Here is a 23,581-nt window from a genome sequence, read left to right on the forward strand (position 1 = left end):
TTGTGTTATTTAGATGTTTGTATCAATTAAATTTGTAGGCCGCTTTTCGTACGTCTTTTACGGATTTGAATGGCTTATTGGGTTTTAGATGCTTGGCGAGGAACTGGTAGATGCCGAGTCGTATCTCGGAAGCTTGTTTCGTGTCGGTCCGGTCGAAGCTATGGGCACCGGGAGCACGGTCGAATATTTTGTAGTCGAACTTCTTTCCTTCGGCCTTGAGAGCGCGTATCATATGCTCTACTTCCACTACGTTCACGTCATCGTCGCTAGTATTGGTATGGATGAGCAGGGGATCTTGTAGTTTTTCCGCGTGCCAGACCGGTGAGCGGCGTTTGTATTCCGCCATATCCTCCCGGGGAGTCTTCCCGATATGGCCTTCGTCGGAGAAGATTTTCCGATAATCATCGGTGGAATATCCCATGCGCATGATCACGTCGCTTACCGGTACTCCGGCGAAACCGCATTTATATTTACCGGGGTAGGTGAAGAGGTTCATCAGTGTGATCATTCCCCCGTGGCTCCATCCCATGATACCGATACGATTGGCATCTACGATATCGAAATTCTCTACCATATAATTACGACTAACGTAGACATCCTCGTTTTCCAATCCTCCGTAATCGATATTATCGTAAGTAGCCTTGCCATACCCCGTGCTACCCCGGTATTCAGCGGAGACCACGATGTATTCCTGGGCGATCAGTTCCCGGACGATATGGGCGTAATACGTGTTGAAATCCGCATGTACACCACTATGCGGGAGAACGATCAAAGGATATTTCTTGTCGGGATCCACACTTTTAGGGATGAAGATATAAGTCCAGAATTTCAGTTCGTTTCCGGCGCTCATCCCGGTAGGATTCGTTTCTTTCCAGCGGGCGGGGCCGCAAAGGTAGACTTTGTCGATATGGGCGATGTCGCCCACTTTCTCGTACCATAGGAGGTCATCTACCTTCTTTACGACTTGGTCAAAATCATGTTGGTAGTTTTGCGCTATGGCATAGTTTGCTCCGAATATAAAGAAGAGGCAAAAGCAGGAAAGATGTTTAAGCAGTGTCTTCATGTGACTTATCTTTGAATTTGTGATTGACTGTGATTTTCCGGCTGTAAATATACAATAAAAGAAGCGTGATCCGTAATAAACGAACCACGCTTCTTTGATAAATTATGTATAAGTTGTATGTTACTTGCGTTTCTTCCTGCTACGAGGAGTGTCCTCATAGAATTTGCGCTTCGGTTTGTCGTCACTACGGCTGGAACGTCTGCCGCCACGGTCTCCACGGTCACTTTCCCGGCGGCTGTCTCTGCCTCCTCTACCGCTATCCCGTCTGTCTCGGAAGCCATTGCCTCCACGACTGCCTCCACGAGGACTACGTCCACCTTTTCCTCCCTCGCCTTTCGCTTGCGCCGGTTCCACGGAGATACGTCGTCCGTCTACCTCGAAGCCGTTCATCGAGTCCATGACACGGTTGGCTTCTCCCTCTTCTACCTCAAAGAATGAGAAATTATCACGTAAGTCGATACGACCGATACGAACCTTGCCTGGTACGCACTTGTTGACTAACTCGATAAGTTGAGGAGGCGTAAGCTCGTCTGTCTTTCCGAAGTTGATAAAGAAACGGGTGTAACCTTCTTCCGCTTCGCCTCTGCCACCCCGTTTACCTCTCTCTCGGGGAGCGTTCTCGTCTACAACCTCGATATCATCGTTATCTTTATAATAGTCGATCATCCGGTTGAACTCCAAGGATACGACACGTTTGATGATATCTTCCTTATCCAGCCATTCCAATTTACGGTAGATAGAAGGCATCAAACTGGCGATTTCCTCCTCGTTCACTTTCACTTTCTCGATTTGGTCTACCAAGTTGAACAATTGCTTCTCACAGATTTGCTCACCGGTAGGCATCTCGCCCCTGTCGAATTTCTTGTTGATGATCCGTTCGATCTCGCGAATCTTGCCTTTTTCCCTTACGTGGCAGATAGAGATAGCGATACCCGTTTTTCCCGCACGGCCCGTACGTCCGCGGCGGTGGGTATAAGATTCTACCTCATCCGGCAGACCGTAATTGATTACATGGGTTAAGTCATCCACGTCCAAACCACGTGCGGCTACGTCCGTAGCGACCAATAACTGGATATTCTTGATACGGAACTTCTGCATCACGTAGTCACGTTGCGCTTGGCTCAGCTCGCCGTGCAAGGAGTCGGCGTTATAACCGTCTTGAATCAATTTATCGGCGATCTCCTGTGTCTCCTTACGGGTACGGCAGAAGATGATACCGTAGATGTTCGGGTAATAATCGGCTAGACGTTTCAAGGCGAGATATTTATCCTGCGCACGAACCATATAATAAATGTCGCGGATATTCTTGTTTCCCTCGTTCTTCCTGCCAATGACGATCTCTTTCGGATCCTTCATGTATTTCTTGGTGATAGAGGCGATCTCTTTCGGCATGGTAGCGGAGAAGAGCAGCATATTTCGGTTTTCCGGTATAGCCGCCAAGATCTCGTTGATACTGTCGGTGAAACCCATGTTCAACATCTCGTCCGCCTCATCGAGGATGACGTTCTTTACGTTGCTTAAGTCAACCGTCTTGCGGTTCATCAAGTCGATCAAACGTCCCGGGGTAGCCACTACCACGTGTACACCTCTCTTCAGTGTCTTGATCTGGCTCTCTATACTGGAACCTCCGTATACAGGGAGAACCTTCAGGTTATCGATGTATTTAGAATAATCGTTCAAATCATCCGCTATCTGTAGGCAAAGCTCGCGTGTCGGACAAAGGATAAGCGCTTGGGGCTGATATTGAGAGACATTGATCTTTTGCAGGATCGGCAGGCCGTAAGCGGCTGTCTTGCCGGTTCCTGTTTGTGCCAATGCGATTACGTCGTTATCTTCTCCCAGTAAGAAAGGAATCACTTCTTCCTGTACGGGCATGGGCGATTCGTAGCCCATCTCTTGAATTGCCTTTAATATCGGTGCGGCAACTCCTAATTCTTCAAATGTTTTCAAAATGCGATTGTGTATATATGATAATATTCAGTGGCCGCAAAGGTACGTAAATAATTCGGATTCATATCAATAAAGTAATATATCTTTTAGCCTTTCACGTTTCTTATCAGTAAGACGTAATCCTTTCGACAAATATTTCTCGGTGGAACCGTACTCTTTCTTGATTTTATGGAAAGCTAGGTCCATGAGTCCCTCGTTGGCCGTAAGGAATACCGTAATGCTTTCTTGGGCGTCTGTGGAGAGATGTTTCACGATATCAGCTAAATGACTCGTATCGATATATTGATTGGAAGTCAAGTAGTCCTCCATGATGGCATCCCGGGGAATATCCAAGGCGGCGAGTAACATGGCGGTGAGAAACCCGGTACGATCCTTTCCGTAGGAACAACTGATGAGAATGGGGTAATTATCCTCGTTCTGGAACTGTTCCAGTACCTTGGCGAACTGATCGGTATTATCTGTCACGAATTGCAGGTACTCGTCTTCCATATATACCCCGGCGTCTCCTTTCCGCATTCGTCCCTCGATAACACGTTGGGGGGCATCGGCGATCTTGCCGACCGAGATAGGGATTTGCAGGATATTTGCTTTCGTATATTTGATAGGGGCGGTGAGGGTTTCTTGGTTCGTACGGAGGTCGATGATGGTCTTGATCCCTAGATTATCCAATCGGATGGAGTCCCATTCGCTCAAGCTGCTTAACTCGCCGGAGCGAAATACCTTGCCCCATTTCACCGTCTTCCCGTTTGTAGAGGTATAACCGCCTAGATCCCGGAAATTCTGTACGCTATCCATAACCGCCGAGCGTGCCCCGATGATCCGTGCGTATTTATCATTAAAAGAAAGGCGGAAATACTTACGTGATATATTATCGTTCGTGATGTAAGTAGCCACGCCATCCTTGATGTTGGCGTAAATGATCGGGGACTCGTTGGTGAAAAGATCCGGGTTGTCGGACACGGTCATCTTGACAATCCCCTCCATTACCGGATCGGTTTCCCATTTTATCACGTAATTTCCGATGTCATCACGTAGGCAAATCGCTCGTATGTCGGGCGCGTTAGAGGAACAACCCACTAACAGGATCACACTGGCGAATAGAGAGAGAATCTTTCCTAACATTGTCTTCTATTATAATAAGCTTTCCTTACAAAGATAGTAAAACAAGTTTTTCCCGCTTCTTCATTAATGATATTTAAGACTGACTAACATACTTCGCCGCGAACTCCTTGGATATATAATTATCATAGCTTTGGCAAACCTCGGAGGCGAGGTCCATTCCGCAGCGGATGATTTTTCCCCAAGTATCCTGATCCAGAGAGGGAAGGTCGGCATGGCGTACGTCATACTTTAGAAGTCCGTAGATAATACCCGCGTTAAAATTGTCGCCGGCGCCGATGGTACTAAGCGGCTGGATTTGCGGGGAATCGAAATGTCGTGTGAAATTACGGGTGTGGAGATTGACTCCGTTTGCCCCGTGAGTTGTTAAGAAACGATCACAATAAAACTGAATATGCTCTTTGTAAACCTCCTGCGCGTCGCTCTTGCCATAAAGGTTCTGGAAGTCCTCGTCCGAGCCCCGGACGATGTCGGCGAATTCCAGATTTTCCAGTACGGTAGGCATGAGGCGGATCGCCTCATGAGCGTGTGCCTTGCGGAAATTGGGATCGTAATAGATGATCGCTTTCCGTTCTTGGGCGTATTGCAGAAATTCTACCATACGAGTCCGCAAGACCGGGTTCAGGGAATAATAAGAGCCAAACACGAAAATATCGTCTTTCTCGATCTTAGGCAGGGGCACCTCCAGCCGTTGCGCCGGGTAATCCTTGTAGAAGATATAATTAGCGTTCTTATCGTCGTCCAGAAAAGCGAGTGATATAGGACTTTTCCCATCGGGGAAACGGTCTACGAACTCGGTCGTGATGTGGTTATCTTCCATGAAATCCCGAATCATGTCGCCAACCCGGTCGTTGCCCAGCTCGCTGATAAAGGATACGGGGACATTCAATCGACCTAATGATATCAATCCGTTGAAAACGGAACCACCGGGAACGGCCTTCTGTGGCTGGTCGTTCCTAAAAATGATATCGAGGATGGTTTCTCCTATACCAAAGACTTTTCTCATGATCTATATACTGGTTTGTTATTCGTTCTTGCTTAGCTCACGGCTCTTGGAGCCTAAGTAGCCCCCGTGATGGCGCTTGGCGTAATCCTTGTTGGTGAAATGGATACGCTTCATGGTTCCGACCACGAGGATATCGCCTATTACCGTCATGACGGTCGTGGAGGTAGTCGGCGTAAGGCCTAACGGGCAAACTTCCTTGGGAGCGCCGGTCAACAGGCATACGTTCGCCTCGGCGGCTAGAGGACTATCCGGGTTACTGGTGATAACGATAAATTTCATGTCTGGCACCAAACCCCTCGTGAGATCTACCAATTCCACCAGTTCACGTGTCTTTCCTGAATTGGAGATCAATAACATGATATCGTTCTTGCATACGATTCCCAGATCTCCGTGTTGTGCCTCGCTGGGATGTAAGAAAAAAGCAGGTGTACCGGTCGAGCTAAAGGTGGTAGCGATATTCAAGGCGATTTGCCCGGCTTTACCCATTCCACTCATGATCAGTTTTCCACCTAGGTCGTGTACATGTTTCACTATAAGCGATACCGCTTCCTCATATCCGGGCGTAACGGGTATGTTGCGAACCGCTTCCGCTTCCTGCTCCAATAAAGAGGTGATATTTTCGTTTACCATATTGTTGATTGATTGTTTTACGGCATTCCTGCCTGAATAACGATCGCGAAAGTATTTATATTTACTGATATTGGCATCATCTATTTCAGACAATTTATCTTTTTAAGACGTTTGCGAATTCGGACTTCGGCTTCCATTTCGGGTATCCGGTATCTTGCGCCAGTTTATAACCGAGGTCGAAGAATAATTGTACTTCTTGTAACAGACCACTGTAATCATCCGTGTCGGGATGGGTCTGGTCGGTCGGTTTGTGGTAAGTTTCCGCCCAATAATGTGCGATATGCTCTTTGGCCCACTCCTTACCCTGTTTGCGGTTGTCGTTCCAACCTTTGGCGAACATGGCCGGGATGCCTTTTTGTACGAAAGGGAAATGGTCGGAGCGATAGAACATCCCGTTATAAGCGTCGGGGTCGGGCATGATGTAACGGTTGTATTTCTTCGCTAGCTCGGCTAGGGTATCATCCAGCTCGGAGTTGCCGTATCCGGTGATCGTGACATCGTTGTTCTCGCCCCATAGCGGGAAGACATCCAGATTGATTACGGCGGCTATCTTATCGATCGGGAACAACGGGTGCTCCACATAGTATTTCGTACCGAGGAATCCGGTCTCCTCGCAAGTAGGGGAGAGGAAGACGATATTCCGGCGGGGTTTCTCTTTCAAGGCATTGAGACAACGTGCCATCTCGAGCATCCATGCGATGGCTACGGCGTTATCGGTAGCGCCGTTGATGATACTGTCGCCGTTGATCGGTGCTCCATAGCCTAGATGGTCCCAATGGCCTAGATAAATAACACTCTCATCCGTGTTCCCGCTACCGGGAATATAACCGATTACGTTGGGGCTTTGCTGGCGGTCGAAGGTGTTCCTCATCGAGACGGTTACCGTAGATTTCAAGGAGATGGGCTTGAAGTCCGGCGATTTAGATTGCTCGATTAGTTGGTCAATGTCGTAGCCATTATCGGCTAGCAATTGCTTGGCGGCATTGAATTGGATCCAGCCGTTTAGCGGGCAATGATAAGCATCGCTATCGCTGTCCACATACATCTTAGATTGGGCGGAAGCTCGTACGACCGACCAAGGGTAGCCTGCTCCCCGGTCTTCATGGATGATCAAGACTCCTTTTAATCCCTGTCGGGCGCCCTCCTCGAATTTATACATCCAACGGCCGTAATAGGTCATGATATCACCGTTAAAATAATCCGTGTTGTCGCTTCCGAGTCCCGGGTCATTTACGATAACGACCGCTACTTTATCCCGCGGGTTCTCGATTCCCTCGAAATCATTTTTCCCATACTCGGGGGCTACGATCCCATAGCCGGCGAATACCAGTTCCGCGTTGTCTATATCGATCTCCGGCTCGATCCGTGCGGAGAAAGCGGTATAGCCCTCTAGCCAATCCAATGAGATCTTTCCTTCCGGGGTACTCAAGACCATCGGCTTCGGGCATTGCGTACGTGAGGATATGATATTAACCTGTTGGAGATAAGAATCTCCGTTGATGGGTTTCAGGCCGACTTCCTTCATTTGGCGGGCGATATAGTTCACCGCACGGTCGGCCCCTTCCGAGAATGGTTTACGGCCTTGGCAGGAGTCATGCGAGATGGCCTCGGTGTATTGCTTTAGATCTTCCGTGGTCGCAAGGCTTTTCGCTTTCTCTATATCGTTGCCTCCTCCTCCACAGGCGGAAAGAACCAAGGAAGTGATAGTTAGTAAACAGGTTGCTATTTTCATGTTTCTCATAGAATTACAATGTTTTTTCAATCAGCCATTCACCTAAGTTGCGAGTGGTTGCGTCGAAAGCGACCCCCACTTTGACTACTTCCCGTTCGTCGGCCGTATAAGGAATCAGATAGCCTCGATCGTCGATTTGCCGGATCGCTTCTTCCGCTGTTCCTTTCAGCTTGAACTCGAATACGTAGATGTAGCGAGGAGTTTTTACGATGGCATCGGCACGTCCTTGGGCCGAACGTACCTCGGCCTCGGTGAATTGCCCTAGTAGCTTGAATACGATGTAGAAGACCACTTGGTAATGACGTTCGGTCCGGTCGTTCAACTCGTAAGGGATATCGGCGAAGAAAGCCTTTAGGCGGGTGAGGAAAGCCTCGGCGTTTCCGTTCTCCAGCTCTTGGATGAACTTCCCGATATAAAAAGGAGTCTCGGTTTCCGGTAAATGCGCATACATGGAGGCGACAAAATTCAAAAATCCATATTTAACTTCCTCATTCGGGTATCCTAACGTATATAACCGGAAACGTTCATCGTAACTTTTAATCGTCAAATATCCACTTTGATAAATCATGGGAACCGGGTTATTGATGTTCGCCCGATCGTCGGAAAGGGATACCTCGGACACCTCGATCCCGTCCAGCTCCCGTATATCGTAATTCGTTTTCCGTAACATCTCCGCCAAGAATGTCGGGGTACCGGAAGCAAACCAATAGTCGTAAAAGACCTGTTTACTCAACACGTTCAATACGCTAAACGGGTTATAAAGGGCGATACCGCTGCGGAAATCAAAATGGTAGCCGTCGTACCGGCGTGTAATTTTCTCGATGATACCTTCGTATGAAAGCTTATTCGCCTCGGCCAAGGCATGAAGCTCCGGCTGGAAAGTCGCCTCGATCTCGGGCAATGTCATGCCACAAAGGGCCGCGTATTGCGGGGCTAGGCTGATGTCGTTCAAATGATTCAGGTTGCTAAAAATACCGACTTGCGCGAACTTGGTGACACCGGTTATGAATACGAAGCGCAGCCAAGGATCGGCATCTTTGAGGACCGTATAGAAGGCGGTCAATAATTCCCGGAACTCGTTCTGTAGCTCTTCGTTGTGCAGGTTCCTAAGTAATGGCTTATCGTACTCGTCGATCAGTACGACCACCTTCCTTCCGGTTATCTCCGCCGCCCTTCGTATGATGGTCATGAACCGTCCGGAATAGGTGATACCCTCTCCTCCGGTATCATATATTTTTTCCCATTCCCTCAACTGGCGTTCCAGCATATTCTCCAATGCCTTGCGGCTATCGTACAACTCGGCGTTGAGGCTGAAATGAAGTACCGGATGCTCTTTCCACTCGGTCTCTAGTTTCTCTATGGCTAATCCCCGGAACAATTCTTTCTTCCCCTCGAAATAAGCCTTGAATGTCGATAGCAGCAAGCTTTTCCCGAATCGCCGGGGGCGGCTTAGGAAATAAGGGACACCTTGGTATGCCATTTGATAAATGAACTCGGTCTTGTCAACATACAAATAGTTCTCTGTACGTAGTTTGTCAAAACTCTGTATGCCTATCGGTAATTTTCGGACGATATTTCCCATAGCCTTATCTGTTTAATTTACACAAATGTAGGTATTTTTTCCAAGGAGGCAAATAGATCGAAAAAAACACGTACGTCTTTTTCCGGAAACACGTACATGTTTTTTGAAAAAGACGTACATGTTTTTCCGGAAAGTCTTTCGTACCTTTGCGGGCTGATACAAACAAGAAGGAAAATGGATTATATCGCTCATACATTGCCGAATGGACTTCGCATGGTACATCTCCCGGTTAATTCCCCGGTCTCTTACTGCGGTTTCGCCGTGAACGCCGGTACACGGGATGAGAACGAGGATGAGTTTGGCTTGGCGCATTTCGTTGAACACATGATCTTCAAAGGTACGGAGAAACGGAAAGCGTGGCATATCCTGAACCGTATGGAGAACGTAGGAGGGGAGTTGAATGCCTATACTACGAAGGAAGAGACCTTTGTTTATTCCATTTTTATGGAGGAGGATTTCGGCCGGGCGTTTGAGCTATTGACCGATCTGGTTTTCCATTCCCAATTCCCCAAACAGGAGATCGAGAAGGAGGTAGATGTCATCTTGGATGAGATCAATTCGTATGAGGATAGTCCTTCGGAACTTATATTCGACGAGTTTGAGAACTTGCTTTATAAGGGTCATGCCCTCGGGCATAATATCTTAGGGGATGAGGAATCTCTTCTTCGCTTTGACTCCGAGTCCGGTCGTTCTTTCATGCGTCGTTTCTACGCCCCGGAGAATATGGTGTTCTTCTCGATGGGACGAAAAGACTTCAAGAAGATCTTGAAATCAGCGGAATCCGCTTTAAGCGATATCTCTTTCCCTATGGCTGAACGGATCCGGAAAGCTCCGGACCCCATCGAGGCTTGCGTACGCCAGATCCATAAAGATACCCATCAAGCCCATGTACTGATCGGTGGCCGGGCTTTCAGTATGCACGATAAAAAGCGCATTCCTTTATTTTTGTTGAATAATATTTTGGGTGGTCCGGGCATGAATAACCGCTTGAATGTCTCCTTGCGGGAAAAGCATGGCTTGGTCTATAACGTAGAATCCAATATAACCTCTTATACCGATACCGGACTAGCCAGTATCTATTTCGGGACAGACCCGAAGAATCGTGAGAAAGCGATGCGTTTGGTGCATAAGGAATTAGCCCGTTTACGTGACGTAAAACTGTCCGCCACTCAATTAGCCGCCGCCAAGAAGCAGGTAATCGGTCAACTGGGTGTGTCGGGCGATAACCGGGAGGGCCTTTTCCTTGGCTTAGGAAAAAGCTACCTCCATTACAACCGTTACGACACCCTCCCCGAAGTATTCGCCCAGATTGAGAAAATAACCGCCGGGCAAATTCTTGACGTGGCGAATGAGGTGTTCGCTCCGGAACGGTTGTTTTGCTTAATCTATGATTAAAACGTCAGTTGCAGCCATCGGGACAAGAATACGTCATACACTTGATACCAGCTATTTCGCAAATCCTCTTCCTTGAAGATCATCTCTTTGTCCAACAAAGCCTCTAGCGCCCGCTTGGAATTAGCGGGTGTGCCGATCTTGTATTTGGCGAGAAAGGCTTTAGACTGGGGCTGGAACACTCGCTCTTCTTTCGCGATGGCTATCAGCAATTGCCATTGTACCGGGCTTAGCAATCGTCTGTATTGGATATAGGTAGCTTGTTGGGAAGACAAGAGGTCGCTACAAATGTTTCTTACATCTTCTTCTTGGATGCGTTTTAAGGAAGACGCATATAAATGATTACATAATGTTTGGGTATAATAAGTATGAGTGCGTGTCCACGTGAGAAGAAAATGAATGGCTTCGTCACTAATCTCACGATTTGACTCTGTAAATTTATTCTTGATGAAAGTAGCGTAAAAGTTATTGGGAATGGCGGCTAGCGGCATCATTTGCGTACTGGAGAAGAACGGGCGTTTGGCACTGTTGAACAGTTCGTTCATCATATGCTTGTTGCTGCCGCTGAAAATAAACCGTACATTCTTCAGTTGCTGGATATAGGAGCGTAATAATGCTTCCGTATTGGTTTCCGGGTAGTTGGCTATTTGTTGAAACTCGTCGATAGCGATCAATATTCTTCGATCTTGGGTTTCCAGAAACTGGAAAATGGCCGCCAAGGTTTTCTCGGCACCTTTTTGTTCGGTAAACTCAAAACTGATTTCCGGTTGTCCTGTTAGCGCATCGTAAGAAAGGATCGGATGGAAACCTTTCAGTAGATCCAGAAAGCGTTTCCCAATACTTTTCTGCTCCGGGATTTGCTGCAAAATGGCTTGTGACAAACTTTCCGTAAATTCCTTTATGGACTGACTCGCATAGATATCATTCCGTTTTCCACGAATTTCCTCAAGGATGAAAGTTCCTCTTCCCGGTCGCAAAAATATTCTCTCCCCATATAACCTGTTGTAGGAAATGGATTTACTTTAGAAGTTGCCATGTCTTATACGCTTTTGTTTGCTTACAAAGATAACGAAAATATCATACAAAATGTATCATACAAAATGTATGATGCGTTTTCTCCCGATTATCCGATGAGTGGCTAGCGAGGATTATGGAACTTATGCTCAAATCCCGGGCTTATGTTTTGTTGCCAGCCTGTAGCCTACCTTGGGTATAGTGGTTAGTTCCAGGGTATCGTCTTCGGACAGGTACTTGCGGAGTTTCGCCATGAAATTATTCAAGCTTTGTTCGTTCGTATAGCCATCCTCCCAGAGTTCCTGCTCCATTTCTTGTCGGCTGATGGTTTCATCCGGATGATTGGCGAGGAGTGTCAATAATTTACCCTCGGATAGGGTGAGCCTCTTTACGATTTGTTCTCCTTTCATCAGGATATAGTCTTGCGTATAGAGAGTGAGCTGTCCTATCTGTAGGAAGGAAGCATGCGATGAGGTATTTGTATGTCTCTTGATATAAGCCACTAACTCATCAATCTCGAAAGGTTTCTTCAGATATGCGATCCCTCCGGCATCCAATGCCTGCGTCACAAAAGAGCTTTCGGTATGCGACGATACGAAAAGGATGGGTATATCCGGTAAGATAAGCCTCAATTCGGGTGTAGCTTCGATACCATTCTTTTGCCCGATCTCTACATCCAGTATGAGGATATCCGGACATAATTCTTTAATGACAGATCGGATGGCTACAAGGGATGTCTGGTAATAAGTCTCATAGCCAAGACTATCCAATGCTACCGTAACGACATTTCCCAATGCTATATCATCATCGATGAATAAGACTTTTATTTTTCCCATGATCGATTGTTTTTCTTGATTTATTGAAGTGGGACCGTAAAGGTGAATAGGCTACCTTTATTTTCCTCGCTGCTTACCTTTATCTCCCCTTGATGCTCCTCTATAATATATTTGGCTTGCGCCAAGCCGATTCCATATCCTCTTCGGAGTTTATCCTCGTCGCGAGGAACTTGGTAGAATTGGGTGAACAACTTTTTCTGGTGTTGAGGAGCGATTCCCCAGCCATTGTCTTTCACGGAAACGGCGAGTATCTGCTCCTTTGTCTCCATTGTCACCGTCACTTCCACCTCCTCGTCCGAGTATTTCAAGGCGTTCTCCAGCAGGTTCCGTATGACGTTGTCTATGTACATCTTGTCGGCCGGTACGGTGAAGCCCTCCGGCAATTGATTTATGATATGGATATATTCGTATTTCTCCGGATAGAGAAATGCCAATTCCTGTTTGTTTTTCTCCACTAGCTTCGGGACATCCACCCTCGTTTTATTGAGAACGATCCGGTGCTCGTCTTTCCGGGCGATTACCAGCAGCGATTCGATCGTATATACCAGATGCTTTATGCTGGAAAGCCCGGTCTCTATCATTTTTCTCTTTTGCGGATCATTCTCGGTGGCCTTGAACCAGCTTAACATCGTGACCACGCTATTTAGTGGGGACTTTAAGTCGTGGATGGTACCGTTTATTGTAGCTTTTCGCTTACGTAATAGCTCATTCTGCCGTTTAATCTCTATCAATTGGATGGCCAAACATATGAAAGTAACCAACATGATACATAAAGAGGTGATCAAATCCCATAATTGATGCCAGACAAATTCAAACCAGGGAATGGCCGCTTTAACCTGTAAGAATACATGTCCCTTGGTTCCTATTGGAAATAGCTCTGAGACATAATTCCACGATTTCTTTCCGCTATACCCGACAGAATCGATGGCTAACGTATCCTTATCATATTGTACGATACGATAGGCTAAATTTTGGGGGATAGAATCAGAGAAGATATGGTTAAGGGTATCTAAGTTTAAAGGATTTCCTTCGCTAAAGGCCATATCTTGACGTAGCTGCCCTATCATTTCTCCAACACTTGTGCCTATATTCTGTGTTCTGGCTTGATCTATATTGATCGTATCCCCTGGTTTGGTTATCTTTAATAGGCTATCCCTTTCTTGGGGAGTCATGTCTTCTAATCTTTTATATGTTATAAGACGTTTATCAGTTGATTTAGGAACTAATTTTCGTAGATGAAGCTCCTCGTCAATAGCGATCAGTAAATGATTATTTATCATGATTATTTCTTTTTTCTTATAATTATTATATAGGTTATTCGTGTAACCTATTTGTATACAGGTAATTGCAGTCATGGCTATTAGTGTTATATAATAGAATTTTTTCATCTTATAATTGATTTGATTACGCAAATATAACCAAAGAGTTTGAAAATAATGATATAAATATTATGTTTTCGTTATAAATGATTTGTTTGAAAACCTCTTCCTTTACATTATGAACAAAGAACAGAGAATATGGAAAATTTGAAATTTAAAAAACTTACAGAATTTGAGTTATCTCAGATTCGTGGAGGGGAATGGGTAAATGTGGATGGAGAATGGATATGGATAGAAGATCATGTTATTGATGACATAGGCTATCCGATTAAGAGCCAAAATTATTTAGGTGATTTTTGATTTACCGGTAATTTATAAATAGAAACAGAACCTATCTGTATAACATAGGAGCGAATTCCGAAAAGCTTATGAGTAGGACGAAAATCTAATTTGAAGAGACATGGAAACAAAACACATGACTGTAGAGCTTTTTGAAGCAATCGACAATGAGTCTTTAGAATTGCTTAAAGGCGGGAAGGCCAGAATTCTGAAAACAGAGTTTGAGGTCGCGAAGGATGGTGATGGGTCTGTCATCGGCAACTGTTGTAATGGGAAAAAAGATGACGAAAAGGAGTCGTAATTTGTAATCCATTTTATGGCGTATGTGGAAATAATACATGTAAATATTAATTAAATTCCATGGGTTGAGGAACGTGCTTTGAATCCATGGAATTTTATATAGAATAAATTATGAAAGATGAATTGACTATAAATCAAAATTATGTACTAAGAAAAGGGCTTGATGATCAGTATTCATTATATAATAAGTCTATTCAAAAACGTTATGAACTCTCATACAAGCTATTCTTTATTCTAAATTTATTTAGACATTCGTCCCTTTCTTTGGGATACGTGAAAGAAAAATTCGAGAATATGGGTATCAATATGGATGATTTTTTGGTTTTTCTGAGAAATCCGGAGTTCATAGACTTATTAGTTCCGACAAAGGAATCATTTTGTATACCTGATTCTTATAAAGATAAGAAGAATTTGTCACCATTGACAGAAATAAGTCCAGGACGAATAGATTTTGTTATTACTAAACATTGCAACTTAGCTTGCAAACATTGTTTTGAAGGAGCTTCTCCAAAATTTGGGATACGAGAATATGGTATAGATGTATTTTCCCGCATTTTCAGTGAATTTGATAGGATTAATTTGAAAACTTTGAAAATAACGGGAGGAGAACCTTTCACGGTACCTAATTTTGATCAGATTCTTCTTGAATTATCTAAAAGGCATTTTGAGACAATTGTTTTGACTAATGGTATGCTAATAAAGGATAGAGATATTGAAATCCTCCGGTTGGGTGATATCCATTTAGGGATTTCATTGGATGGATTGGATAGTGAGACTCATGATTTCACTAGGGGAAAGGGAGCTTTTGATGTAATTTCTCGGCAACTATTGAGATTGAGAGATGCAGGTGTTAAATTTGGAATAACTTGCTCTATTAATAAAAGAAACTTTTATCAAATACGGGATATGATTTCTTTTACATTAGATTTCTTGAGAGCAGAGGTCTTGTTCTTGAATTGTTTGCGTCCCGTAGGAAGAGCTGGTGATAATAAAAATTTGTTTTTGAGTGAGGATGAGAGTCAAGAAGTATATAGAGTGTATAATGAAGCCCATAAGAAATATGGTCGTAGACTTGAATTGTCCGACGACCTTTCTTTGGTAGAAAAAGAAAAGAGTGATATTATCGCTTGTTCAGCGGGGAATAGTATTTTGGCTATGGATGAAAATCTTGATATATATCCATGTTTTTATGCTTTTGATCATGAGGAATATGTCATTGGAAATTTGTTACATGAAAGTATAGATGATATTTGGAGATCTTCTAAATTGGATAGATTCAGAGGAATAACTCGACTGAATGATTTGGATGATTGTCCAAAATGTCAGTTTAAAAAACAATGTGCATTGAAAAATTGTAGACTTAAGCCCGTCTTTGAGGGCAAGAAATTTACTTCCTCTGTCTCTTATTGCAAGCGAAACGCTTTAGAGATTTAATAATAATGATTAGATAATACAATATGAAAATGGGTGGGAAAGAAAAAAGATGGTTTTTGCTATTTTTTGCAGGTTGGTGGATGACTGTGTTCACTTTAGGGGCTCAGGCAATCTCAGGTACTTTGAAAGATAACAATAATGCCCCATTAAGTTATGCGAATGTGGTTGTTATGACTACAGATTCTTTTTTTGTGGATGGAGGGGTAAGTGATAAGGATGGAGGTTTTCTTATACCGGTTCCGTCTGATGATAATTATTTACTTAAGATATCATCTGTTGGTTTCCAAACTGTTTTTAGAAATTGTACGATTGGTTCCCTAGGCGTTATCGTGATCCCAGAGCAATCATTGGTGTTGGGAGAAGCGGTGGTTATAGCTCATCGTCCTGTATATGAATTGAAAAATGGGAAGTTAATTACAAATGTACAAAATTCCTTGCTGAGTAAAATAGGAACAGCTAGTGATGTGTTGAATCATATACCCGGTGTACAAGGTAAAGATGGTGCCTATTCCGTGTTTGGAAAAGGTACACCTTCTATTTATTTGAATGGACGCTTGGTTCGTGATTTGTCAGAACTGGAAAGGCTTGGATCGGAGAATATTGCTAGGGTTGAAGTGTTGAATAATCCAGGAGTCCAATATGATGCAAGTGTTAAAGCGGTTATACGAATTCGGACGGCTCGTCCGGTTGGTGAAGGGTTGGGGCTGGATGTACGTTCCCGTGTGGAACAGTCGCATAAGTCCGGACTCATGGAGCAATTTAATCTCAAATATAGCAAAAATGGATTAGACCTATTTGGGGGATTCGCTTATACATTGCGGAATTTTTATCAAGAAAGTACGTTAGAGCAGATTACATGCTTAGATACGTTGTGGCGACAAAATTATACGTTTGATACGGATTATAAGCGGCATATTTATGACGGGAATATTGGGATTAACAATCAGTTTAATGAAAGGCATTCGGCAGGAGTCCGCTATTCAATCAATGCTATGCCTAAAAACTCGAAAGTGTCTTTTGTGAGGAGTCAGGTATATGCGAATGAGAGTCAGTACGACTACTGGGAGAATAACAGTCGGACAAATGAACGTAGAGGTCCTAAACAACAATTAAATGCTTATTATACAGGAATGATCGGGAAATTAAATATTGATTTTAACGCAGATTTATTATGGAATAAAGATTATGCAGAGGATTATGCAGAGGAGAGTAGCTTACATTTTGATGATCGCGCAATTTGTTCTTTTTCAGATAATTCAGTTCATTTATTTGCTGCTAAACTAATCTTATCCCATCCTTTATGGGGGGGGGATTTCTCATTTGGAGGTGAATTTGCAAGCATGAAAAAAAACGAGTATTATAAAAATGAGGAAGCTATATTACCAAGTACGGGTAATGTGGCAAAGGAGAAGACGGAAACGGCTTTCTTGGATTATACTCGTTCTTGGGGAAATCTGGATGTTTCTGCGGGAGTTCGATATGAGCATGTGAATTATTCTTTCCAAGATAAGTTTTCCGGAGATTCAGATCTTAGGCGGACTTATGATAACTTGTTTCCTTTTGTTTCTTTGTCTTATCCTATAGGACGAGTTCAAAGCCAGTTGAGCTATTCAGAGAAAATCCATCGTCCGGACTATGGGGATTTAAGTAATAATATTGTATATATAAATCGTTTTTCCTATAAAGGTGGAAATCCAAAGTTACAGCCGGAGATTATTCATAGTTTGAGATTGGATTTATCTTATCAGTGGGTTCAACTATCTTTGGATTATCAACGATTCAACGATGTAATATTGAATGTGGCAGATCCTTATGATAAGGATCCAAGAATAGTGTTCGTAACCTATCGTAACGAAGGACAGCTGGATTGTTTGAACGCATCCCTCTCTTTATCTCCTAAAATTGGTCTTTGGGAGCCAATGGCATATATAGGGCTTAGGAAACAATGGTTCGATACTCCTTGGATGGACGGTTTCAAAGCTATGAATAAGCCGATGTTGATGTTTAACTTCAATAATGCGTTTAGTTTGCCAAAAGGTTTTGTGGTGCGTGCTGATTTCTCTTATCAGACAAAAGGTGCATCACAAAATTATATATTAAATCAGACAGGGGAAATTGATTTAAGTTTACGGAAATCATTTTTGCAGGATCGTTTGAGCTTTAATCTCCAATGGTTTGATGTAGGGCATTTAAGCCGACAGAATATAGATTTGTATAGTGGTATCAATACTGCCTATCAAAGAGCTAAATTGGATAGTGAGTCTGTCAGGCTAACAGTTCGGTTTAAATTTAATATGGGACGAAATAAATACAAAGGTTCGGGAGCAGGACAAGACGTTATAAACAGATTGTAAATAAATATTCTTATGCGTAGTTTCCCTTTCTATCGACAACACGATGCGATGCAGTGTGGTATCGCATGCTTACGGATGATTTGTGCCTTTTTGGGGAAGAATTATTCGATAGATTCTCTCTCTAAGATATGCTTTGCCAGTAAGGACGGTGTATCCTTACTGGGCATTAGCGAGGCGGCAGGTGAATTAGGTTTGAAAACAACTTGCGGAAAAATGTCTATCGATCAGTTAGCGAAAGTTGAGTTACCTGTGATCTTACATTGGAACCAGAATCATTTTGTAGTTCTTTACAAGATCAAATCCAGAAAAGGGAGGAAAAGTGTTTACTACGTGGCGGACCCGGGAAATGGTCTGATGCAATATCAGGAGAAGGATTTTGTGGATCGTTGGATAACGGTCCGCTCGAAAGGAGAGGATAAGGGAGTTGCCATGATCATACAGCCTACGCCTGCTTTTTATCAACAAGAATCTACTCAGGCTGCGGGAAAACGTACTTTCGCTTTTTTGCTTGGTTATTTCAAGCAATTCAAATATTATTTCGGACAGATTATCTTAGGGTTGATTGTAGGCTGCGTTTTGCAGCTAATCTTTCCCTTCTTGACACAAGCGATTGTTGATGTGGGTATCACACATAAGGATTTGAGCTTTATCTGGCTAATCTTGCTTGGACAACTTACCCTTATTTTCAGCCAAACGATCTTGGATTTTATCCAGCGATGGATCTTGCTCCATATCAGCATGCGCATCAATATATCCCTTATCTCGGATTTCTTTATTAAGTTACTAAAGCTCCCGATGGGTTTTTTCGATACAAAGTTGATGGGAGACTTGATACAACGGATGGGTGATCATAAGCGGGTGGAGCAATTTCTCACAACTCAGTCATTGACGGTTTTGTTCTCGTTTTTGACATTTGTTGTTTTCGGGATCGTACTATTGATATATGATAAGATGATATTTCTGATTTTCGTGATGGGGAGCGTGTTGTACGGCGTATGGATCGCATTTTTCTTGCGTAAGCGTAAGGTGCTGGATTATGAACTATTTGAGAAACAGGCGGAGAATAATAATAAGACTTACCAGTTCATCACCACTATGCAGGAGATCAAGTTGCAGGATTGCGAGCAACGTCGCCGTTGGGAGTGGGAGGATGTACAGGCTGGATTATTTCATTTGCAAATGCGTAGCTTGAAGTTGAAACAGGCACAAGAGGCCGGTGGAGTATGTATTACCCAAGTGAAGAATATCTTGATAACGATTTTGGCAGCTACCTCGGTGTTGGAGGGACAGATGACCTTGGGTATGATGCTGGCGGTACAATATATTATTGGGCAGTTGAACAGGCCGGTTGAACAATTGATGAACTTCATTTATGCGTCTCAAGATGTGAAGATCAGCTTGGATCGTATCAATGAGATCCATGCGCAAATGAATGAGGAGGACCATTCCGACTCTTTGGCTACTTATCCGGATGATAACCGGGATTTGTCTTTTCGGAATGTCGATTTTAAGTATGATCCGCACAGTCTCCGAAAGACGATAGATGATGTGAGTTTTACGGTTCCCGGAGGGAAGGTGACCGCTATTGTCGGTACCAGTGGCAGTGGTAAAACTACGTTGATTAAATTGTTATTAGGTTATTATCCGGTATCAGGAGGGAAGATCTGTATCGGGAATACCCCAATTAGTGAGTTGAATCTGAAATGGTGGCGGCGTCAATGCGGTGTCGTTATGCAGGATGGGGTTGTTTTTTCTGAATCGATCGCACGAAATATTGCCGTGGATGATGGAGAGATTGATGCGGGGCGGTTACTCCGGGCCGTAGATATATCGAATATAAAAAGTTTTATTATGAGACTGCCATTGAAATACAATACACAAATCGGTCCGGATGGTGTTGGGCTTAGTCAAGGACAGAAACAACGTATCTTGATAGCTAGGGCTGTTTATAAAAATCCGGAATATATTTTCTTGGATGAGGCCACTAATGCGTTGGATGCCGAGAACGAGCGGGTTATCGTGGGGAACTTGAATGATTTTTATAGAGGTAAGACCGTAGTTGTTGTCGCTCATCGGCTGAGTACCGTGAAAAATGCGGATCAGATCATTGTGATTGATAACGGGAAAATCGTTGAGGTTGGGAATCACAAATCATTGTGTGAAAAACGTGGTGCTTATTATAATTTAGTGGAGAATCAATTGGAATTAGGGTCTTGAGAATGAGAAAGGTATATGCGTATGGCAGAGTATGATAATATAGAGTTGCGTAGTGAGAAGGTACAGGAGATAATTGGTAAGGCTCCAGGTGGAATCGTGCGTGACGGCATCGGGATGTTGACAACAGTGCTTGTCTGTTTAGCGTTGGTAGCATGCTTTATACCTTATCCGGAGAATGTGACGGTGAGTGTTTTTGTTACACAGGTAGATGAGCGGTATGTGGAAGTGACGGCACTTGTACCTTACCGGTTTATCACGAAAGTTCATAAAGGTATGTCGGCCGATATTGAGTTTGAAGGGTACGCCTCATCAGAGTATGGATTATTGAAAGCGGAAATAGAAGGGTTAGAAGATTCTATTGTTACGGTATCGGGAGACAACTTCTTCTCTACGAAGCTTATTATAGAAAAAAAGGATATAGAGCTATACCACTTACAAGTAAAGATGAAAGGCACAGCTTCAATTTTACTTTCAAAAAGAAGTTTGATCGATATGTTTTCTTAGATTTTATGAACGATTGAACTTTATAATCTTAGCAAGCGGGATATTATCTTTTATTTATTATGGAACCTATACCCAACTCCCAACATCAAGTTATTCGGATTATGGAACTTGTGCAGTTGGTATCCGACATGCAGGAATAAATTTCGTGTGACTGATACCTTGAGGGCTAGGATCTGGTATAATCCTTTCAGATCGCCTTTGTTGTAAAATAAATTATGTCCGACTCCTATATTGATCGAGAAGAATGGCATCGTGAACTCGCCACGGGCGGAGAGGCCGATACCGATTTGCTCGTGTAGGGGCGGGCGGTAGAATCGGGGTTCTTCGCCGACTTGGATGATCTCGTCGGAATAAATATTCGCGCTTTCGTCATATTGGCCGTCTAGGGAGATACCTGCTTTTAGGAACCGGTTGAATTTGTACATCGGGTTGAGGTTGAATCCGAGGATGCCGAACTGACCTGGAAAGATATGAGCCTCGTCACCAAGCATAACTCCTTTTGCCCGGGTCGCGCCATATAGGATGACATCGTAACTGACACGTTGCCAAAAGCTGGAGAGGTATAATTGATTTGCCGGTAAGGAACGTGCGGTACCTATCTCATGATGGCTTTCCTCGATAGGATTGAGCGTGTAGACGAGTCCGATCCGGCCGCCAATCGTATTCAATCCCGCATTCGGAAGATGAGTATTTCCGTTTGAGTAGTGCGTTAAATCCGCCCCGACGAGCAGGTTGCAATAACGGGATAGTTTCGCGTTGAGGAAAAATCCCAGATTGATATAGGCATTGATCTTAGAACCGATGATCTTATTACGGTAATTATTGTTTTCATCATACGGATGCCACCCGAATGAGGCTCCGAAATTCCATTCATAATCGAAGGATAACCGGGAAGAGATCTTGGCGATGCGGGAGCTTTGGAAAACATATGCCGCCCAAGGATTACCTACTTCCTGCCGATTGCCAAAGGTATTATAAGAGATGCCTATTCCTTGGTAAGTGTGCGGATAGAGCTGGCCCTCCTTAGAGTTAGGATTCAGTTGGAACCCGTATTTCAAATGGAATGAAGCCGCCTTACGTAAAGTAAGCCCGTTTCCATAGCCATCATCTTTTAGGAATTTGCTAGTCGGGGCGACATACGAGGGACGTACGTCGAATCCAATTTTGTGGATTAGGGATTTATTATCATCTTGAGCTTTTACCGTACAGGTCCATATCATCATGACCGCTATGTAAAAGCTTATCATCTTGCTTTTTATCATACTTCAATACGTTTGTCTGATCACCAACACTGCGCTTTGTCTTTCAACTCGGGTATCTTGTTCTTATCGAATACAGGGCTTTTAATACCCGCTTTCTTTTGGGCTACGTAATCCTGTAATAATAGGAACGCCTGACGGCTCAACAATGAGATCGCGATCAAATTGCAGATCGTCATCAGTCCCATGGTCACGTCCGCTAGGCTCCAAGCCAAGTCTAAACTAGCCAACGCGCCGAACATGACCATTCCACCGACTAATATACGATAAATAAATAAGACACTTCTCTTGGACGTGATAAAACGAATATTCGCTTCTCCGTAATAGTAATTACCGATAATACTACTGAACGCGAATAAAAGGATCGCTAAAGCGACAAACGTACTACCGATGCTACCCACCTCGTTACTCAAAGCTTGTTGCGTGAGCTGGACTCCATTGATGGAGCCGTCTAATGGCGCTCCGCTAAACAAGATGATGAACGCCGTGCAGGTACAGATAATCAGCGTGTCGGTAAATACGCCTAATGCTTGGATCAATCCTTGTTTGACTGGATGGGAGACATGCGCCGTAGCCGCTACGTTCGGTGCCGATCCCATACCGGCCTCATTACTGAATAGGCCTCGTTTAATCCCTTGCATCAACGCCGCTCCGACACTGCCGCCTATCGCCTGTTCCCAACCAAAAGCGTTTGACAGAATGGTTTCTATAACAGCGGGTAGGCGGGTAATATTAAACAGTACGATTCCCAACGCCAATGCTATATATCCTAATGCCATGACCGGTACGACAATACTGCTTACTCTCGCAATGCGCTGAATACCTCCGAATATGACGATTAACGTAAGTACTGTAAGAATCGCCCCGATCCAAGCATGATCGATGCCAAAAGCGCCTTCCCAAGCTGCGCAGATGGTATTGCTTTGTACGGAATTAAAGGCAAAACCAAAAGTTATCGAAATCAATACGGCAAATAATACGCCCATCCATCGTAACCCCAAACCATGTAGCATATAGTAAGCGGGACCGCCAATGAACGAGTCTTTCCCTTTTTCTTTATATAATTGAGCTAACGTAGACTCCACGAATGCGCTGGAAGAACCCAATAAAGCGATCAGCCACATCCAGAATACAGATCCGGGCCCGCCGATCGCTACGGCTGTCGCTACACCGGCTAGGTTTCCGGTCCCTACACGGCTGGCTAAAGATACGGCGAAGGCTTGGAAAGAGGAGATATGCTTTTCCCCTTTTTCTCCTTTCCCGGCAGAATCGCCTAATAATCGGATCATCTCGCCAATCATGCGGAATTGCACGAATCTACTTTTTATCGTAAACCATACGGCGCATCCCAATAACATGATAATAAGGATGTATGACCATAATATATCGTTGACTCCGTTGATCCAATTATTCAATAGCTCCATGATTTATAATCTGTTGTTTGGTTACAAAGATACGTATCTACGAAGCAAATTCATCGAAATATTATTTTTTTATCATTTTCTTGTAACGTTTTCCAAACGGCTGTCGT

At 43.9% G+C, this 23,581-nt stretch carries 19 protein-coding genes; 7 read left to right on the plus strand and 12 right to left on the minus strand.

What is annotated here, in order from left to right; all coding sequences use genetic code 11:
• Window positions 1-22 precede the first annotated feature (22 nt).
• From NBH16_RS17715 to NBH16_RS17745, 7 genes are all read right to left on the minus strand, one after another.
• Window positions 23-1,063: an alpha/beta hydrolase family protein gene (locus NBH16_RS17715; RefSeq protein WP_048926900.1), complete on the minus strand. Its 1,041-nt coding sequence runs from the start codon at window positions 1,061-1,063 to the stop codon at window positions 23-25.
• Window positions 1,064-1,183: 120 nt separating this feature from the next.
• Window positions 1,184-2,956 carry a DEAD/DEAH box helicase gene (locus NBH16_RS17720; protein ID WP_048926899.1) on the minus strand — a complete coding sequence of 591 codons (1,773 nt, stop codon included), beginning with the start codon at window positions 2,954-2,956 and terminating at the stop codon, window positions 1,184-1,186.
• A gap of 123 nt (window positions 2,957-3,079) precedes the next feature.
• Window positions 3,080-4,135, minus strand: a complete 1,056-nt coding sequence (locus NBH16_RS17725; RefSeq protein WP_005863891.1) for a tyrosine-protein phosphatase — start codon at window positions 4,133-4,135, stop codon at window positions 3,080-3,082.
• Window positions 4,136-4,208: 73 nt separating this feature from the next.
• Complete coding sequence (locus NBH16_RS17730) at window positions 4,209-5,138, minus strand: carbohydrate kinase family protein (RefSeq protein WP_005860579.1); 930 nt, start codon at window positions 5,136-5,138, stop codon at window positions 4,209-4,211.
• An 18-nt stretch (window positions 5,139-5,156) separates the two neighbouring features.
• Window positions 5,157-5,768 (minus strand): SIS domain-containing protein, encoded by a 612-nt coding sequence (locus tag NBH16_RS17735; RefSeq protein ID WP_005860581.1) that lies wholly within the window; start codon window positions 5,766-5,768, stop codon window positions 5,157-5,159.
• A 94-nt stretch (window positions 5,769-5,862) separates the two neighbouring features.
• Window positions 5,863-7,509 (minus strand): M20/M25/M40 family metallo-hydrolase, encoded by a 1,647-nt coding sequence (locus tag NBH16_RS17740; RefSeq protein WP_250788913.1) that lies wholly within the window; start codon window positions 7,507-7,509, stop codon window positions 5,863-5,865.
• Between the two features lie 4 nt (window positions 7,510-7,513).
• Complete coding sequence (locus NBH16_RS17745; RefSeq protein WP_122383012.1) at window positions 7,514-9,082, minus strand: PD-(D/E)XK nuclease domain-containing ATP-binding protein; 1,569 nt, start codon at window positions 9,080-9,082, stop codon at window positions 7,514-7,516.
• Between the two features lie 174 nt (window positions 9,083-9,256).
• On the opposite strand from NBH16_RS17745, the gene NBH16_RS17750 reads away from it, so the two are divergent.
• The gene (locus tag NBH16_RS17750; RefSeq protein WP_122379031.1) at window positions 9,257-10,477 is read left to right on the plus strand and encodes a M16 family metallopeptidase; all 1,221 of its coding nucleotides are present in this window, start codon (window positions 9,257-9,259) and stop codon (window positions 10,475-10,477) included.
• On the opposite strand, the gene NBH16_RS17755 is transcribed toward NBH16_RS17750, so the two are convergent.
• The 3 genes from NBH16_RS17755 to NBH16_RS17765 all read right to left on the minus strand — a co-directional run bounded on the left by NBH16_RS17755 (window position 10,474) and on the right by NBH16_RS17765 (window position 13,604).
• A complete protein-coding gene (locus tag NBH16_RS17755; RefSeq protein ID WP_121961345.1) occupies window positions 10,474-11,451 on the minus strand; it encodes an AAA family ATPase in 978 nt (325 codons plus the stop codon). The two genes, NBH16_RS17750 and NBH16_RS17755, sit on opposite strands and share 4 nt — an antisense overlap.
• 186 nt (window positions 11,452-11,637) lie before the next feature.
• On the minus strand, window positions 11,638-12,324 hold the full coding sequence (locus NBH16_RS17760) for a response regulator transcription factor (protein WP_048926895.1): 687 nt from the start codon (window positions 12,322-12,324) through the stop codon (window positions 11,638-11,640).
• A gap of 20 nt (window positions 12,325-12,344) precedes the next feature.
• Window positions 12,345-13,604, minus strand: coding sequence for a sensor histidine kinase (locus NBH16_RS17765; protein ID WP_250788914.1), 1,260 nt, complete (start codon window positions 13,602-13,604; stop codon window positions 12,345-12,347).
• A 237-nt stretch (window positions 13,605-13,841) separates the two neighbouring features.
• On the opposite strand from NBH16_RS17765, the gene NBH16_RS17770 reads away from it, so the two are divergent.
• From NBH16_RS17770 to NBH16_RS17795, 6 genes are all read left to right on the plus strand, one after another.
• Window positions 13,842-14,003 carry a bacteriocin gene (locus tag NBH16_RS17770; protein ID WP_008778879.1) on the plus strand — a complete coding sequence of 54 codons (162 nt, stop codon included), beginning with the start codon at window positions 13,842-13,844 and terminating at the stop codon, window positions 14,001-14,003.
• A 100-nt stretch (window positions 14,004-14,103) separates the two neighbouring features.
• Window positions 14,104-14,283: a hypothetical protein gene (locus NBH16_RS17775; RefSeq protein ID WP_008778878.1), complete on the plus strand. Its 180-nt coding sequence runs from the start codon at window positions 14,104-14,106 to the stop codon at window positions 14,281-14,283.
• A gap of 110 nt (window positions 14,284-14,393) precedes the next feature.
• The gene (locus NBH16_RS17780; RefSeq protein WP_250788915.1) at window positions 14,394-15,716 is read left to right on the plus strand and encodes a radical SAM/SPASM domain-containing protein; all 1,323 of its coding nucleotides are present in this window, start codon (window positions 14,394-14,396) and stop codon (window positions 15,714-15,716) included.
• 29 nt (window positions 15,717-15,745) lie between these two features.
• Entirely contained in the window at window positions 15,746-18,070 is a 2,325-nt protein-coding gene (locus tag NBH16_RS17785) for an outer membrane beta-barrel family protein (RefSeq protein WP_158556954.1), read from the plus strand.
• Between the two features lie 12 nt (window positions 18,071-18,082).
• Window positions 18,083-20,287 carry a peptidase domain-containing ABC transporter gene (locus tag NBH16_RS17790; protein WP_122144403.1) on the plus strand — a complete coding sequence of 735 codons (2,205 nt, stop codon included), beginning with the start codon at window positions 18,083-18,085 and terminating at the stop codon, window positions 20,285-20,287.
• 21 nt (window positions 20,288-20,308) lie between these two features.
• Window positions 20,309-20,791, plus strand: coding sequence for a hypothetical protein (locus NBH16_RS17795; protein WP_034526594.1), 483 nt, complete (start codon window positions 20,309-20,311; stop codon window positions 20,789-20,791).
• 50 nt (window positions 20,792-20,841) lie between these two features.
• On the opposite strand, the gene NBH16_RS17800 is transcribed toward NBH16_RS17795, so the two are convergent.
• Entirely contained in the window at window positions 20,842-22,053 is a 1,212-nt protein-coding gene (locus tag NBH16_RS17800; protein WP_250788916.1) for an acyloxyacyl hydrolase, read from the minus strand.
• Between the two features lie 20 nt (window positions 22,054-22,073).
• Window positions 22,074-23,474 (minus strand): alanine/glycine:cation symporter family protein, encoded by a 1,401-nt coding sequence (locus tag NBH16_RS17805; RefSeq protein ID WP_005863901.1) that lies wholly within the window; start codon window positions 23,472-23,474, stop codon window positions 22,074-22,076.
• Between the last annotated feature and the right edge of the window lie 107 nt (window positions 23,475-23,581).

It is taken from the genome of Parabacteroides sp. Y3-G-102 (genome assembly GCF_023656845.1).
Taxonomy (GTDB): Bacteria; Bacteroidota; Bacteroidia; order Bacteroidales; family Tannerellaceae; genus Parabacteroides; species Parabacteroides distasonis.

Bases quoted from the DNA above. Each gene is read 5' to 3' on its own strand.
- NBH16_RS17715 (WP_048926900.1), bottom strand. From the start codon at position 1,063: ATGAAGACACTGCTTAAACATCTTTCCTGCTTTTGCCTCTTCTTTATA.
- NBH16_RS17720 (WP_048926899.1), bottom strand. From the start codon at position 2,956: ATGGGCTACGAATCGCCCATGCCCGTACAGGAAGAAGTGATTCCTTTC.
- NBH16_RS17725 (WP_005863891.1), bottom strand. From the start codon at position 4,135: ATGTTAGGAAAGATTCTCTCTCTATTCGCCAGTGTGATCCTGTTAGTG.
- NBH16_RS17730 (WP_005860579.1), bottom strand. From the start codon at position 5,138: ATGAGAAAAGTCTTTGGTATAGGAGAAACCATCCTCGATATCATTTTT.
- NBH16_RS17735 (WP_005860581.1), bottom strand. From the start codon at position 5,768: ATGGTAAACGAAAATATCACCTCTTTATTGGAGCAGGAAGCGGAAGCG.
- NBH16_RS17740 (WP_250788913.1), bottom strand. From the start codon at position 7,509: ATGAGAAACATGAAAATAGCAACCTGTTTACTAACTATCACTTCCTTG.
- NBH16_RS17745 (WP_122383012.1), bottom strand. From the start codon at position 9,082: ATGGGAAATATCGTCCGAAAATTACCGATAGGCATACAGAGTTTTGAC.
- NBH16_RS17750 (WP_122379031.1), top strand. From the start codon at position 9,257: ATGGATTATATCGCTCATACATTGCCGAATGGACTTCGCATGGTACAT.
- NBH16_RS17760 (WP_048926895.1), bottom strand. From the start codon at position 12,324: ATGGGAAAAATAAAAGTCTTATTCATCGATGATGATATAGCATTGGGA.
- NBH16_RS17765 (WP_250788914.1), bottom strand. From the start codon at position 13,604: ATGATAAATAATCATTTACTGATCGCTATTGACGAGGAGCTTCATCTA.
- NBH16_RS17770 (WP_008778879.1), top strand. From the start codon at position 13,842: ATGGAAAATTTGAAATTTAAAAAACTTACAGAATTTGAGTTATCTCAG.
- NBH16_RS17775 (WP_008778878.1), top strand. From the start codon at position 14,104: ATGGAAACAAAACACATGACTGTAGAGCTTTTTGAAGCAATCGACAAT.
- NBH16_RS17780 (WP_250788915.1), top strand. From the start codon at position 14,394: ATGAAAGATGAATTGACTATAAATCAAAATTATGTACTAAGAAAAGGG.
- NBH16_RS17785 (WP_158556954.1), top strand. From the start codon at position 15,746: ATGGGTGGGAAAGAAAAAAGATGGTTTTTGCTATTTTTTGCAGGTTGG.
- NBH16_RS17790 (WP_122144403.1), top strand. From the start codon at position 18,083: ATGCGTAGTTTCCCTTTCTATCGACAACACGATGCGATGCAGTGTGGT.
- NBH16_RS17795 (WP_034526594.1), top strand. From the start codon at position 20,309: ATGGCAGAGTATGATAATATAGAGTTGCGTAGTGAGAAGGTACAGGAG.
- NBH16_RS17800 (WP_250788916.1), bottom strand. From the start codon at position 22,053: ATGATAAAAAGCAAGATGATAAGCTTTTACATAGCGGTCATGATGATA.
- NBH16_RS17805 (WP_005863901.1), bottom strand. From the start codon at position 23,474: ATGGAGCTATTGAATAATTGGATCAACGGAGTCAACGATATATTATGG.